This window comes from Ochrobactrum sp. XJ1, assembly GCF_024701725.1.
Lineage (GTDB): Bacteria > Pseudomonadota > Alphaproteobacteria > Rhizobiales > Rhizobiaceae > Brucella > Brucella anthropi.
Window position 1 is genome coordinate 251,996 of sequence record NZ_VDGD01000005.1, and the last position, 13,170, is coordinate 265,165.

Here is a 13,170-nt window from a genome sequence, read left to right on the forward strand (position 1 = left end):
AATGATCGCCCATTGAAGCTTAGTATATCATCTGTGAGTTGAGATGCAGCTTCACCAAAAGGGTGGTGTTTTAGGCTCGATATGGCCCGGTATGCGAAGAAAGTGCATTCAATAAATTACACCGCGATCAGATGAAAAAGGTCGGCACATATGGCCGACCCTTTGTTATCAAAACTGCTTTCAATCAGTTCTCTGTATGTTGCTGCTTGGCGAGGTCCTCGACGCTCATGTCCGGTTCGTTACGGGTTTTATACAGCGAATAAAGCACGCCGCTTGCGAGGATAGCCAGCGTTACGACAAGCGACAGCAGCGTGTTGATGTGAACGCCCAGCGGTACGAGGAAAATCTTGATGCCGATCAGCACGAGAATGATAGCAAGCGAAACCTGTAGATAGCGGAACCGGTTCATCGCCGCAGCCAGCGCGAAATAGAGCGCGCGCAAGCCCAGAACGGCAAAGATGTTCGAAGTGTAGACGATAAACGTGTCCTGAGTGACTGCGAAGACGGCGGGGACAGAGTCGACTGCAAAGATCAGATCGACAGTTTCCACCATGATGAGCGCGACCGCCAAAGGGGTCAACCAGGTGACCATCTTGCCGGTTTTAGGGTGTGGCTGTTTAACCGTGAAGTTGCGACCATGCAATTCGCGGGTGATATTGAACCGGCGACGAAGGAACTTGAAGACAGCGTTCTGCTCGATGTCGGGCGTCTCGTCCTGATGGCCGAACATCTTGAAGCCGGTGAAAACGAGAAACGCGCCAAAGAGGAACAGAATCCAGTTGAACTCGTGCACAAGGGCTGCACCAAGTCCGATCAGGATTGCCCGGAAGGCGATAACGCCGAGAATACCCCAGAACAAAACACGATGCTGGTAAAGACGAGGGATGCCAAGAAAGCCGAAGATCGTTGCGATAACAAACATGTTGTCCATCGCAAGACTCTGTTCGATCAGATAGCCGGTATAAAATTCCAGGCCGGATTCCGCTCCGCGCTGCCACCACACCCAGCCACCGAAGGCGAGTGCGATCAGAACATAAAAGCCATAAAGCAGGAGGCTTTCCTTGGCTTCGATCTCGTGTTCGTCACGATGGAGAATGCCGAGGTCGAAGACAAGCAAGCCAACGACGACGACGATAAACGCCGCCCAGAAATATACAGGTGTGCCAAGAAAATCGCCCGAAAGGGCTACAATAAGCGAATCCATCGCCGGACCATCTCCATTTGAACAAGTGGAGCAGCCCCGACATCGCCATAGCGGTAGCCATGACCAGAGGGGCCCGGCGCTGCATTTCTTCAAATGTGTATGGTTTTGCCAAGTTCAAGAGTGGAGCCTGAATTTTTTGTAATGTTCGATCCGGTACGTGTCCCGTTCTGAGAACTTTCGATGCGAGTTACGATATCTAAGCCAAGTACTGGAAGCTGATTGCCGCTAAACGCGACATGAAAAAAGCCAGGAAGTGTCCCAGCTTGCTGTCTATAACATTGATTTTATTGAAGAAAGTATTGGCTGGGGAACCTGGATTCGAACCAAGACTAGCGGAGTCAGAGTCCGCTGTTCTACCCTTAAACTATTCCCCAGCAGGAATATGCAAATGCCTTCGATCTGGAGGCCTGCAAGCGCGGTAAAGCATCAGCTCATCCGCGACGGCTTCCATCTAGCGAACTCAAACACCGAACGCAATACTTTTCTTCGAAAAAAATCAAAGCGATTTAAGTTATCCAGCAATTGCTGATTTCATGCGATAGGGTCGCTGCAAATTGATGCGCTGAGGAATGGTTTCTGGAAGCCGGCGCATAAAAAAAGCCCGGCCAGCGGAGGAGCGGCCGGGCAAGAGGCAGGCTGACCGGGAGGGGACCCGGTATGTGAAGGTGGCGCCTGCCAGATGATTTGTCTGCGGGCTTAAAAAGGCTGCGCCTTACTTACCCGAAGAGATGTTGGTTCAGCAGATCAGGCGTGTAGCCTTGATCTGCAACCGAGCGTCTGCCAGCTCACTCAGAACCCGCGTAGGGTCTTCCGTGCCGCGATAATGAGCTGCCGTGTAAATATCCTCACGGCGAAGTCCGATATCGCGCAGCATGTGGTCGTCAAAGCTGCTCAGGTTCAGCACTTGCCGTCGACCATTGGAAAACGTCCAGCGACGCATGATCGACGTAAATACGGTCTTTACCATCTGCACGAACGTGGAGGTTTGTCCGCTTATTGCAGGTAAATGCGTTGTCGTTATCTTGCTTGTCGCTGTCATGTCCGCTCTCCTTTGATCTGGCGGGGCTAAGTGATCCTTATCGTCAGGGTCATTCGCTTTCGCGGCTCCTTTTCCTTTACGATGGCGGCTTTATCCAACAATCGAATTGATTGTTCCAACGAATGTTTTTAATGTAATTCTTCAATAATAATGATGGATGACGCCGATGAGCACGCCTCTGGATCTCGATCAGTTGCAAACCTTCATAGCCATAGCGGATGCGGGCAGTTTTACGCGGGCAGCCGATGCTGTTTTCAAGACGCAATCCGCTGTTTCCATGCAGATGCGCCGGCTGGAAGAGCGTATTGGTAAACCGTTATTTGAACGTGATGGACGGATCAATCGTCTTACTGAAGAGGGCGAGCGGCTTCTGCTTTATGCACGCCGCATGATGCAGCTCAATGGTGAAACCATCGCTGCGTTTGATGACACTCAACTGGAAGGCCACGTGCGTATCGGTACGCCGGACGATTATGCCGATCGGTTTTTGCCGGAAATCATGGCGCGTTTTGCGCGATCAAACCCGCGCGTCGAATTGTCGGTTGTGTGCGAACCGACCGTCAATCTGGACGAGATGATCCGCCGCGGAACACTGGATATTGCTCTTGTCACCCAGTGCGATGACAAACGTCGCTCGGAAGTTGTTCGAACGGAGCCATTGCTTTGGGTGACTTCTGCCAATCATGCGGTGCATGAAGAGGCTGTCCTGCCGCTTGCTGTCGGGCGCCCGACCTGTATCTGGCGACATGCAGCCATTGATGTACTGGAAGCGGCCAGACGCGATTATCGTATCATCATTACCAGCTGGTCAGCGACCGTTCTGGCGGCGGCAGTTCTCTCCGGCCTTGCGGTCTCAGTTCTTCCGGAATGTGCACTGCGTCCCGGTATGCGGGTCCTTGGTGAAGCAGACGGGTTTGGAATGCTGCCGGAGTTCGGTATTGGCATCATGCGCGGCCATACAAAACAGAATGCCGTCGTCGACGCACTTGCGCAGCATATTATTGAAAGTCTAGACAATATATCGTCACCGCAGCCCGGCGCGATGGCTTCGGCGGAAATTTCACCGTTTCCGGCGGTTCGTACGAGGAGGGTGCGAGCCAACGAATTGCTGCCAGGCTGGTGACGACATCGTAAATCGCTGCATGGCTTCTTGACCAGCCATGCCACCTGGTTGCCTATGATGGGATGAGCATGGGTTCCGATTCGAGTTTTACCGGCGCATCGTCTAATGTTGCCGAGTATAGCGTTTCCGAGATTTCCGGCGCGTTAAAGCGCACGGTTGAGGATACGTTCGGGCATGTGCGCGTGCGCGGCGAAATTTCCGGCTATAGAGGTCCGCATTCGTCGGGGCATGCCTATTTCGCATTGAAAGATGATCGCGCGCGTCTTGAAGCCGTCATCTGGCGCGGTTCGATGAGCCGCCTCCGCTTCCGTCCCGAAGAGGGGATGGAAGTCATTGCTACAGGCAAACTCACGACCTATCCGGGCTCGTCGAAATACCAGATTGTCATCGAACAGATGGAGCCTGCCGGGGCTGGCGCCTTGATGGCGCTTCTGGAAGAACGCAAGCGACGGCTTGCTACTGAAGGGTTGTTTGATCCAGCAGTAAAGCAGCTTCTACCCTTTATGCCGCGTGTGATCGGGGTGGTGACATCTCCAACCGGAGCGGTCATTCGTGATATCATCCACCGCATTGCTGATCGTTATCCGCTGCATGTCATTGTCTGGCCTGTGCGTGTGCAGGGCGAGACAAGTGGACCTGAAGTGGCCGCCGCGGTGGACGGTTTCAACGCTTTGCCCGACGAAGGGAATATTCCGAGGCCGGATGTGCTGATCGTTGCGCGGGGTGGCGGCAGTCTGGAAGACCTTTGGGGCTTCAATGACGAAATCGTCGTTCGTGCCGTTGCTGCATCGCATATACCGGTAATTTCTGCGGTCGGCCACGAAACCGACTGGACTTTGATTGATCTTGCAGCCGACATTCGTGCTCCCACGCCAACAGGCGCGGCGGAAATGGCGGTGCCTGTAAAGGAAGATCTTCTGGCAGCGCTGGCGGGGCAATCCGCGCGACTTTCGTCGGCCATGTCACGCTTTATCGATCTGAAACGACAAGCACATCGTTCGGCAGCGCGTGCTCTTCCGTCGGCTGACCAGTTGCTGGCTTTACCGCGTCGGCGTTTCGATGAAGCCGCTGCGCGCCTCACGCGGGCTCTGTTCGTTAATACGCAAAAGAAGCGGGTCCACTTTGACGGTCATGCGCGACAGTTATCGCCGCGTCTCCTTCAACGCCGGTTTACGGAACTGCAGCGCGATGTTTCCGCTCTTGGACAAAGACTGCCTCGTGCGCTCGAGGCATTCCTGCGCGAACGAAGAACAGCTTTCATTCATCGGGCAAATCGCCTTTCGGCGGAGCCGATACTGCGGCGAACAAAACTTACGAGCGTTGCAATAGAACAGCTGGATCGTCGTCGCGATCAAGCCGTCCGTCTTCTCATTGAACGAGCTAAACGGCGCGGGCAGGAACTGGAGCGTCTTATGCGCACGCTTTCTTATGAAAGCATTCTAGAGCGCGGTTTTGCGGTTGTCTTCGATGAAGAAGGGAAACCGGTGAAGCAGGCTGGATCCGTATCGGCTGGCGATGCATTGTCTATTCGGTTTCGCGATGGTGACGTTGCAGTCGTTGCGGGTGATGAGGACGAGAGCGAGCCCGCAAAGCTTGTACAAACAAAAAAGGTTCAGTCTCCCGGCTCTGGCAATCAGGGATCGTTATTTTAGCAACAGTCAGTCGCTGTGTTTTCCGTTTTCTGCTGAGATTGTTTGGCCTTAAGGCTGGCTTAAGCTTGGACGTCTTTTTCTCGCGCATCTGTCATTGTTAGAGATTTAGGATGTCGCGTAAAAAATCCCAGGACGACCTCACAAATGGCTTTGCGAAGGCTGCTTTCAGCCGTCGCGGCTTTCTTATAGGTGTAAGCGCGGTTGCGTTGTCGGGCTGTGTTTCCACGACGCAACAGCCACCTCAACCGGTGAAAAAACTGCCTGAACCTGCACCGTCGCGACCTGTGCCGCTGATGTACCAGGCGCTGCCGGAAGAACAGTTCCCGATCCCGGCTGTCGATACGAGCAAGGTTGATCCAAAATTCTGGCGGCAGGAAGTGGATTATCCAACGGACGAAGTCAGAGGCACTGTTATCGTCGATACGCCGAACAAGTATCTCTACCATGTACTGGGCAATGGGCGGGCCATGCGCTACGGTATCGGTGTCGGGCGCGATGGTTTTGCATGGGCCGGACGCGCCAAGATCGCTTATAAGCGCCAATGGCCGCGCTGGACGCCGCCGGATGAGATGGTTGCACGTCAACCTGCGCTGGAGCCTTACAGCATCGCCAATGGCGGGATGCCCCCTGGTATCAAGAATCCGCTGGGTGCGCGAGCGATGTACATTCACAAGGATGGGCGCGATACGCTCTATCGCATTCACGGATCGCCGGAAGCATGGAGCATCGGTAAAGCCGTGTCGTCGGGGTGCATTCGCATGCTCAATCAAGATGTGATTGATCTTTACAATAATGTACGCGATGGCAGCACGATTGTCGTGATACCCGATCCGAGCAAAGGCCAGCAGGTCACAAGCTGACTAAAACAAAAAGGGCGCGGTATCCGCGCCCTTTTTGTTGGATGTGTTTTGCGGCTCAATGCTCAATAGGCATATTCGAGAAAGATTGGATCGACCGACCCTGCCCATACGCTGTTATATGCCTTCAGCATGCGCTCGGCATCCGTGACGCCTGCTGCTACGATTTCTTCAAGCGGTGCAAGGAAATGCGTTTCGTCATGGCCTTCGCTGTTGAGCTTGTTGCGGTTCAAAAGACCGAGCCGGGAGATTTTCAAAGTCTCACGAGCGACCTGTTCCAGCGGCTTGCCCCGGAATGTCGTGTTCAAAGCTTTAGCGGGAACCTCGTTACGAAGGGCAAGGACCTCTTCGTAAGTCCAATCCTTGGTGAGAAGCTCGGCAGCAGTCAGAGCCTCTTCATCATAAAGCAGGCCGACCCAGTAGGCTGGAAGCGCACAGATACGGCGCCACGGACCTCCATCGGCTCCCCGCATCTCAAGGAAGCGTTTCAGACGGACTTCGGGGAAAAGCGTGGAAAGGTGATTGGTCCAGTCGCCCATATTGGGAACCGGGTCGCTCACTTCACCGTTCAGCGCACCATTCATGAACTGACGGAACGTGACATGCGTACAGTCGTGATAATGGCCGTCGCGCAGGATGAAGTACATCGGTATATCAAGCGCCCATTCGACATAATCGGCGAAACCGAAGTTCTCCGAGAAGACGAACGGCAGCACGCCCGAACGCTGGTTATCGGTATCGCGCCAGATATTCGAGCGCCACGACAAAAGGTGGTTTGGCTTGCCTTCGGTGAATGGGGAGCTGGCGAAAAGTGCGGTGGCCACAGATTGCAGCTTCATCGAAACCTGCATCTTGCGGCGCATGTCGCGTTCCGAGCTGAAGTCGAGATTAACCTGAATGGTCGACGTGCGGTACATCATGTCCAGACCTTCATGCCCGACTTTTGGCATATAGTTGGTCATGATCTTGTAGCGTGATTTCGGCATGACAGGTGTTTCAGCCAAGGTCCATTTTGGACTGCCACCAACACCTAAAAATTGGATGCCCAGAGGCTCGGCAATTTCGCGGACCTGGGACAGATGCGCATTCACTTCACGACACGTCTGGTGAATGGTTGAAAGCGGTGCCCCGGAAAGCTCAAACTGGCCTCCGGGTTCCAGCGAAATGGCGCCCTGTCCGGTTGGCTCTACCAAGCCGATGATATTGCCTTCATCGATAATAGGCTCCCAACCAAGCGTGGCCTGCATGCCTTCGAGTATGGCTTTGATACCGCGCGGCCCCTCATAGGGAACAGGACTGTTATCGGTTGTGTAAAATGGAAATTTCTCATGCTCGGTGCCGATACGCCAGGCATCCTTGGGCTTGCATCCGCCAGCCAGATAGTTCGCCAGTTGTTCAACGCCCGTCAGTGCCGTTTCGTCAGTTGTATCGCGCGCCATGCAGTCTATCCCTAGCCTATTTTTCGCTTTTCAGCGTGATTGGACAAATTTGTCAAATCACGCAAGTCAATTCCATTGAACGTCAGATTTCGAGAACGTCATCCTGCATTCCGCCAGTCTCCGAGCACAGATTGTACCAGAGCCATCGCAGCGACAGCAGCTGTGTCGGCACGCAGGATTCGAGGGCCGAGCGGAATAGCTGTCACGAAGGGGAGATTTCGGAGCGTTTGACGTTCGTCTTCTGAGAAGCCACCTTCGGGACCAATCAACAACGCGACAGGGCCGGGCGCCATTTTCTGCAAGATGGTCAACGGATCGTCCGATTCGTACCCTTCATCGCAGAAGATCAAATGTCGGGATTTGTCCCACTGCTCAATGAAGCGGTCAAAGCAAATGGCCTCACAACATTCCGGTATGGAAAGTACGCCGCACTGTTCCGCAGCTTCTATCGCATTGGCCTTGATGCGATCGGCCCCCAGCTTTGGTACCTGCGTGTGCTGTGTGATGACAGGTTGCAGTATACCTGCGCCCATCTCGACAGCTTTCTGGACCATATAGTCCAGCCGCCCCTGTTTCAGAGGGGCGAAGCAATAAACAAGATCACTCGCTAAAGGCTGCGGGCGCGTCTGTTCGAAGGGCATGAGGAACAGACGCTTTTTACCCTCCGGCTTCAGCCGTGATTTCCATTCGCCGTGGCGTCCATTGAAGGCGAGAATTTCATCGCCATCCTTCAAGCGAAGGACGTGGGTGAGATAATGTGCGGCCTGCGGGGCGACCTCAATCTGGTCGCCGTCGTCGAGGTCGTTTTCAACGTATAGTCTCTGCATTTTGTAGTTTGCGCGCATGACAGCATCGATGGCAGAGGGCAGGGGCGGCGGTCAAGCGCTTTGGTAATGCATCAAGAGACAATTAATTAGCATTCCTACACAAACAATTGATGGGAAACATCATGGCAGTTGCATTTAATTAGATTGTATCCATATAGGTATGAAGCTATCTATTTGAATGGAATTGATGTGATGAAACAAACTTGGGTCGAATTCGCACCGCTTCTTGCAAGCACCGCCAGAGGATGGCGGAAAGCTTTCGATGCAGCGATGGCGGAACATGGTCTTTCCGACGCGAAAGCCATACCGCTGATGATCCTGTTGCGGCACGGAGATCGTATTCCCCAAGGTGTGCTGGCCGAACGGGTCGGTATCGAGGGAGCAACGATTGTCCGGGTTGTCGACGAGTTGGAGAAGGATGGCCTGATCCAGCGGGTTGCCGACGATGCTGATCGTCGCGTCAAGCTCATTCAACTGACAGAGGACGGTCGCGCCCTTGCCGCCAAGGTGGAAAAGTCTGCTGCCCGTCTTCGCGCCATTTTCCTTGGTGATTTCGATTCCGATGCGGTCGACATTGCCATGGAAGTGCTGCGCAAGCTGAATGAGAAGTTTCAAACACAATCTTTCTGATCGGTCGCGCGACCGGAAAGATGCGATGCATTCAACCGGTGCCCTCACAGCCATGACGAAGCCAGTCGAAACAACTCCGAAGTTCTGGGACGTGGTCTTTTCACTGAAGACTTTCGCTGCAGCCATGCTTGCGCTGTGGATCGGCCTGATGGCCAATTTGCCCAATCCTTACTGGTCCATTGCGGCTGTCTATATTGTTGCGCATCCGCTCTCAGGTGCGACGACATCAAAGGGTTTTTACCGTCTGATCGGTACGATTATCGGCGGAGCAGTGACCATTCTGTTCGTGCCGCATCTGGTCAATTCTCCTGAAATACTGACGCTGGCGATCGGTCTTTGGATGGGCCTCTGCCTTGCGATCAGCCTGCTCGATGGTACGCCGCGCAGTTATTTGTTCATGCTGGCTGGCTATACGGTGGCTATCGCGAGTTTTGCCGTTGTTTCCGTGCCTGAAACGACTTTCGACTATGCCGTGGGTCGTGTGGAAGAGATCGCAATCGGGATCATTTGCGCTGCTGTCGTCAATCGACTTGTTTTTCCACGTCACAGCGGCCCGGTGCTCGTCAGTCGTATCGATAATTGGCTGCGTGACGGTTCAAAGCTGGCGCTGGCAAGCATGCGGGGGGAAGGTGCTACACCTGAATTTCTTCGGGATCGCCAGCGTCTTGCAGCCGATGCGCTCGAGCTGCGCAATCTGACGACGCATGTTGCCTATGACACTTCATCAATCAGAAATGTCGGAACGCAGCTTCACGTTTTGCAGCAGCGTATGGTGGCTGTTCTTCCGATCATATCAAGCTTGCACGATGTGCTGGCTATGAAGCCTGGTGAAAATGAAAAGTCCTGGCATCCAGCGGTGCAGAAACTGTTGGACGAGGCCTGTGACTGGATCGAGAGCGGCGAAAACCTGACAGAGGAACGCCGTGCTGTTTTCTTGCAGTTGATCGACGAAATCGACCGGCATGGGAAGGATGCGACAAGTTGGGGTGAATTGCTGCCGTTCAATGTGGCTGCGCGCGTTCGCGATCTGGTGCAGATATGGAGCGATTGCATCACACTGCGTCAGGACATTGTTTCCGGTTCCCGACATTCGCTGCGCTGGCGTCGCTACGACGCACATTTGAAGGCCCGCCCTATGCATCGGGACTACGGCATGGCCTTCCTGTCTGGCTTTTCCGCCTTTCTGGCAACTTGTGTAGCGACTGCATTCTGGATTGCGAGCGGCTGGTCTCAAGGCAGTGCTGCAGCCATGATGGCCGGTATTTTCTGCTGCATCTTCGCAACCATGGATGATCCGGTGCCGGTCATGCGCAAGTTCAACTGGCTGCTTTTGATTGTCATCGTTGCCGCCTTCATTTTTGAGTTTGCGTTGCTGCCACTTGTGGATGGGTTCTTCCCGCTGGTTCTGGTGCTGGGACTGTTCCTCATCCCGGCAGGCTTGCTGCTTGCCATTCCTTCGCAATTTTTGCTCGGCATGGTGCTCTGCGTGAACTTGCCGAACATGCTCATGCTACAGGGCCATCTGACCCACGATTTTGTCAGTTTTGCCAATGCCAATCTGGCCACCGTAGTGGGGATCGTAATCGCTGCCGTAGTGACTTCAATTGTCCGGTCCGTCGGTGCTGAATGGAGCGTGCGCCGCCTGATCAAGGCGGGTTGGAACGATATTGCACTTGCTGCTGAACGGCGCCCCGGACGTCATCGTCGCCAGCGCATGAATCGCCTTTTGCTCCGGATGATCGACCGTATCGGCATGATGACCCCGCGTCTCGCGCTGGTCCCGGCGGCAGATGTCGCGAAGGTCGATCTGTTGCGCGATCTGCGAAACGGCATGAACACGATCGATCTCCAGCAATACCGCTCCAAACTGCCCGAAAACTGTCGGCCAGCTGTCGATGAAGTGCTGGATGGTGTTGGCGCGCATTACCGAGCCTTGGCCAACAAGCCACAGGAGGCAGGTGAAATCGACAGAAACCTGCTCGCCTCCATTGATGCGGCAATCACTACCATTATCGAGAGCGGATCGCCAGCAATAGCCAAACGTACGCGAATGGCGCTGGTCGCCCTTCGCTTCAATCTGTTTCCGAAAGCGCCACCTTTTGCCTTGCCGCCGCGTCCACTCATGGAACTCCCGCAAGCAGCCTAAGACAACGATGTGATTTGTGATGCAACCTGAACTCGATATCTACGGAATTTACATTCCGACCCTCGGCGTGCTGGCGCTTGGCGCTTATTTTGCAAATACGGTCATGCAACGCCTTTTGGCGCGGGCACGCCTTTATCGTTTCGTCTGGCATCGGCCTTTGTTCGATGCTGCGATGTATTTTTGTATTCTCGGTGTTGCCGCCGTCATTCTCAATGGAATACCGCTATGAAAAAGCTCTTTGCACATTCAGGTCGTGTCTTTGTAACCGTCGTCATGGTCACGATGGCAGGGCTCTTCGGTTGGCATTTGTGGGATTACTACATGAACGCGCCATGGACACGCGATGGCAAAATTCGTGCCGATGTCGTGCGTGTTGCGCCGGATGTCTCGGGCCTTGTTGGCGAAGTGCTCGTCCACGACAATGCGACTGTTCATCAGGGCGACGTTATCTTTCGCATCGATCAGGCCCGTTACAAGCTCGCCCTGCAAACAACGGAAGCAAAGGTTGATAGCAGCAAGGCGGCACTTGATATGGCAAACCGCGATCTGGTCCGCTATCGCCAGCTTAACGACACGACCGTGACACGCCAGAAACTGGAGCAGATTGAAACGACGGCCCAGCAAGCGGAAGCTTCCTATCGGCAGGCGCAACTGGATCGCGATCTTGCAGCACTCAATCTCGATAGATCGTCGGTAAAAGCGCCCGTCAACGGTGTGATTACCAACTTCTCGCTTCAGCCGGGTGATTACGTCTCCGCAGGCTCAGCAGTGACTGCCTTGGTGGATACGGACTCGTTCTACGTTTCTGGCTATTTTGAAGAGAACAAACTCGAGCGTATCCAGATTGGTGACCCGGTAGTGGTCGATATCATGGGCAGCAAAGTGCAACTCAAAGGAAAGGTTGAAGGCATCGCTGGAGGTATTGAAGATCGTGAGCGTAGCGATTCTTCCAGCTTGCTTGCGAATGTTTCGCCGACCTTCAACTGGGTGCGTCTGGCACAACGTGTGCCAGTGCGTGTGAAACTTGAAGAGGTGCCGGACAGTGTCCATCTCGTTGCTGGCCGAACGGTCAGCGTTTCGGTGGTGAACTGATTTAAAGGCCCGGCTGTCGTCCGGGCTTTTTCCATGTTAGCAAAGACAAAAGCGGTTGGGGATTTCTCATGGGTGTGCTGGTTGTCCAGAACTACGATGGGTCCGGATTGGGACAGATCGAGCCAATACTGGTGAATGCTGGGCATTCGATTGATCTGCGTCATCCCTACAACGGCGATTCATTACCCTCCGATGACAATGGCTATCAAGCCTTGATCGTTCTTGGCGGCGAGCAGAATGCGCTTGCCGACGCCGAATGTCCTTACTTCCCCCATTTGCTCGAGCTTATACGCCGGTTTGGCGATCATGATAAGGCCGTTCTCGGCATTTGTCTGGGCAGCCAGCTCGTGGCTCGTGCTTATGGTGGGGAGAATATTCTGGATCGCCCGATGGAGTTCGGCTGGCAAGAAATTCGGCTTACCGAGGAGGGTAAAAGCGATCCGGTCTTGTCTGCCGCGGGTGACATCTTTCCAATCTTTCATTGGCATCGCGATACGTTTTCGCTTCCGAAGCAAGCTTTGCATATGGCGATAAGCGATATGACACCTCATCAGGCTTATCGCATTGGACGTGCAGTCTATGGCACGCAATTCCATTTCGAGGCGAACACGCAGCTTGTGGCCGAGTGGAATGACCAGCTAAGCGAACTGATCGCGGGTTTCGCGCCGGATTGGGCGTTACAATATCCAGAGCTTGCAAAGAAGTTCGGAGCACAGGCGGATGCCGCAGGTGCTGCATTAGCCAAGGCGTGGGTAAACCAAATCTAGAGGCCTCGTAACTGCGTCTTAACCTTAAGTCGAAGTATCGCGTTGCCGCTTTGCCACAGCGTTCAACCAATTCGGTTTTTCAAGAGAAAAGCGGTGGCTTGGCTGGAACCGTTCAGTTGCGGGTAACTTTTTTCGGGTGTAACTGAACGCCGTCTCCCCGGGCAGCAACCGAATGAGCAAGGCTGATCGCCATGCTCTCAAGTGGCGGCTCGTCTACCGAACTTTATCCGGCCACCGTCGAAAGAGTTTCCGAATATGACCGCCAAGCATGCCGCTCTTCTCACCGTCCTGATGGTTTCCGCGATTGTATTCATGGCGGTCGGCATATTTACCGTCGATGCGGGCAACAACGCGATGTCTACTGACGGTTATGGCATTTCCAGCGCTCATTGAG

General features: G+C 54.1%; 13 protein-coding genes and 1 tRNA gene. 9 read left to right on the forward strand and 5 right to left on the reverse strand.

From position 1 onward, the window contains the following. Positions 1-184 precede the first annotated feature (184 nt). The 3 genes from FG152_RS10915 to FG152_RS10925 form a co-directional block, all read right to left on the reverse strand. The gene (locus tag FG152_RS10915; RefSeq protein WP_010660957.1) at positions 185-1,204 is read right to left on the reverse strand and encodes a TerC family protein; all 1,020 of its coding nucleotides are present in this window, start codon (positions 1,202-1,204) and stop codon (positions 185-187) included. 300 nt (positions 1,205-1,504) lie between these two features. Further along, positions 1,505-1,578 (reverse strand) — tRNA-Gln (locus FG152_RS10920). Between the two features lie 362 nt (positions 1,579-1,940). Then, positions 1,941-2,243: a DUF1127 domain-containing protein gene (locus tag FG152_RS10925; protein ID WP_010660959.1), complete on the reverse strand. Its 303-nt coding sequence runs from the start codon at positions 2,241-2,243 to the stop codon at positions 1,941-1,943. 166 nt (positions 2,244-2,409) lie between these two features. On the opposite strand from FG152_RS10925, the gene FG152_RS10930 reads away from it, so the two are divergent. The 3 genes from FG152_RS10930 to FG152_RS10940 all read left to right on the forward strand — a co-directional run bounded on the left by FG152_RS10930 (position 2,410) and on the right by FG152_RS10940 (position 5,878). Then, entirely contained in the window at positions 2,410-3,366 is a 957-nt protein-coding gene (locus tag FG152_RS10930; protein WP_036578458.1) for a LysR substrate-binding domain-containing protein, read from the forward strand. Positions 3,367-3,434: 68 nt separating this feature from the next. After that, positions 3,435-5,018: an exodeoxyribonuclease VII large subunit gene (gene xseA / locus FG152_RS10935; protein ID WP_036578456.1), complete on the forward strand. Its 1,584-nt coding sequence runs from the start codon at positions 3,435-3,437 to the stop codon at positions 5,016-5,018. A gap of 110 nt (positions 5,019-5,128) precedes the next feature. Then, positions 5,129-5,878, forward strand: coding sequence for a L,D-transpeptidase (locus FG152_RS10940; RefSeq protein WP_010660962.1), 750 nt, complete (start codon positions 5,129-5,131; stop codon positions 5,876-5,878). A 62-nt stretch (positions 5,879-5,940) separates the two neighbouring features. Here the strand turns inward: FG152_RS10940 and FG152_RS10945 are convergent, their stop codons facing one another. Further along, positions 5,941-7,314, reverse strand: a complete 1,374-nt coding sequence (locus FG152_RS10945; RefSeq protein WP_498986462.1) for a glutamate--cysteine ligase — start codon at positions 7,312-7,314, stop codon at positions 5,941-5,943. A 98-nt stretch (positions 7,315-7,412) separates the two neighbouring features. Continuing rightward, positions 7,413-8,159 (reverse strand): 16S rRNA (uracil(1498)-N(3))-methyltransferase, encoded by a 747-nt coding sequence (locus FG152_RS10950; protein ID WP_498986469.1) that lies wholly within the window; start codon positions 8,157-8,159, stop codon positions 7,413-7,415. 174 nt (positions 8,160-8,333) lie between these two features. On the opposite strand from FG152_RS10950, the gene FG152_RS10955 reads away from it, so the two are divergent. The 6 genes from FG152_RS10955 to FG152_RS10980 all read left to right on the forward strand — a co-directional run bounded on the left by FG152_RS10955 (position 8,334) and on the right by FG152_RS10980 (position 13,169). Next, on the forward strand, positions 8,334-8,771 hold the full coding sequence (locus FG152_RS10955; RefSeq protein WP_010660965.1) for a MarR family winged helix-turn-helix transcriptional regulator: 438 nt from the start codon (positions 8,334-8,336) through the stop codon (positions 8,769-8,771). 52 nt (positions 8,772-8,823) lie between these two features. Next, complete coding sequence (locus FG152_RS10960; RefSeq protein WP_010660966.1) at positions 8,824-10,917, forward strand: FUSC family protein; 2,094 nt, start codon at positions 8,824-8,826, stop codon at positions 10,915-10,917. Positions 10,918-10,936: 19 nt separating this feature from the next. Then, entirely contained in the window at positions 10,937-11,146 is a 210-nt protein-coding gene (locus FG152_RS10965) for a DUF1656 domain-containing protein (protein WP_010660967.1), read from the forward strand. Next, a complete protein-coding gene (locus tag FG152_RS10970; protein ID WP_010660968.1) occupies positions 11,143-12,009 on the forward strand; it encodes an efflux RND transporter periplasmic adaptor subunit in 867 nt (288 codons plus the stop codon). The genes FG152_RS10965 and FG152_RS10970 overlap by 4 nt, the downstream gene beginning before the upstream one ends. A 68-nt stretch (positions 12,010-12,077) precedes the next feature. Then, positions 12,078-12,776 (forward strand): type 1 glutamine amidotransferase, encoded by a 699-nt coding sequence (locus FG152_RS10975; protein WP_010660969.1) that lies wholly within the window; start codon positions 12,078-12,080, stop codon positions 12,774-12,776. Positions 12,777-13,031: 255 nt separating this feature from the next. Then, on the forward strand, positions 13,032-13,169 hold the full coding sequence (locus tag FG152_RS10980; RefSeq protein ID WP_010660970.1) for a hypothetical protein: 138 nt from the start codon (positions 13,032-13,034) through the stop codon (positions 13,167-13,169). The last annotated feature ends 1 nt before the right edge of the window (position 13,170 follow it).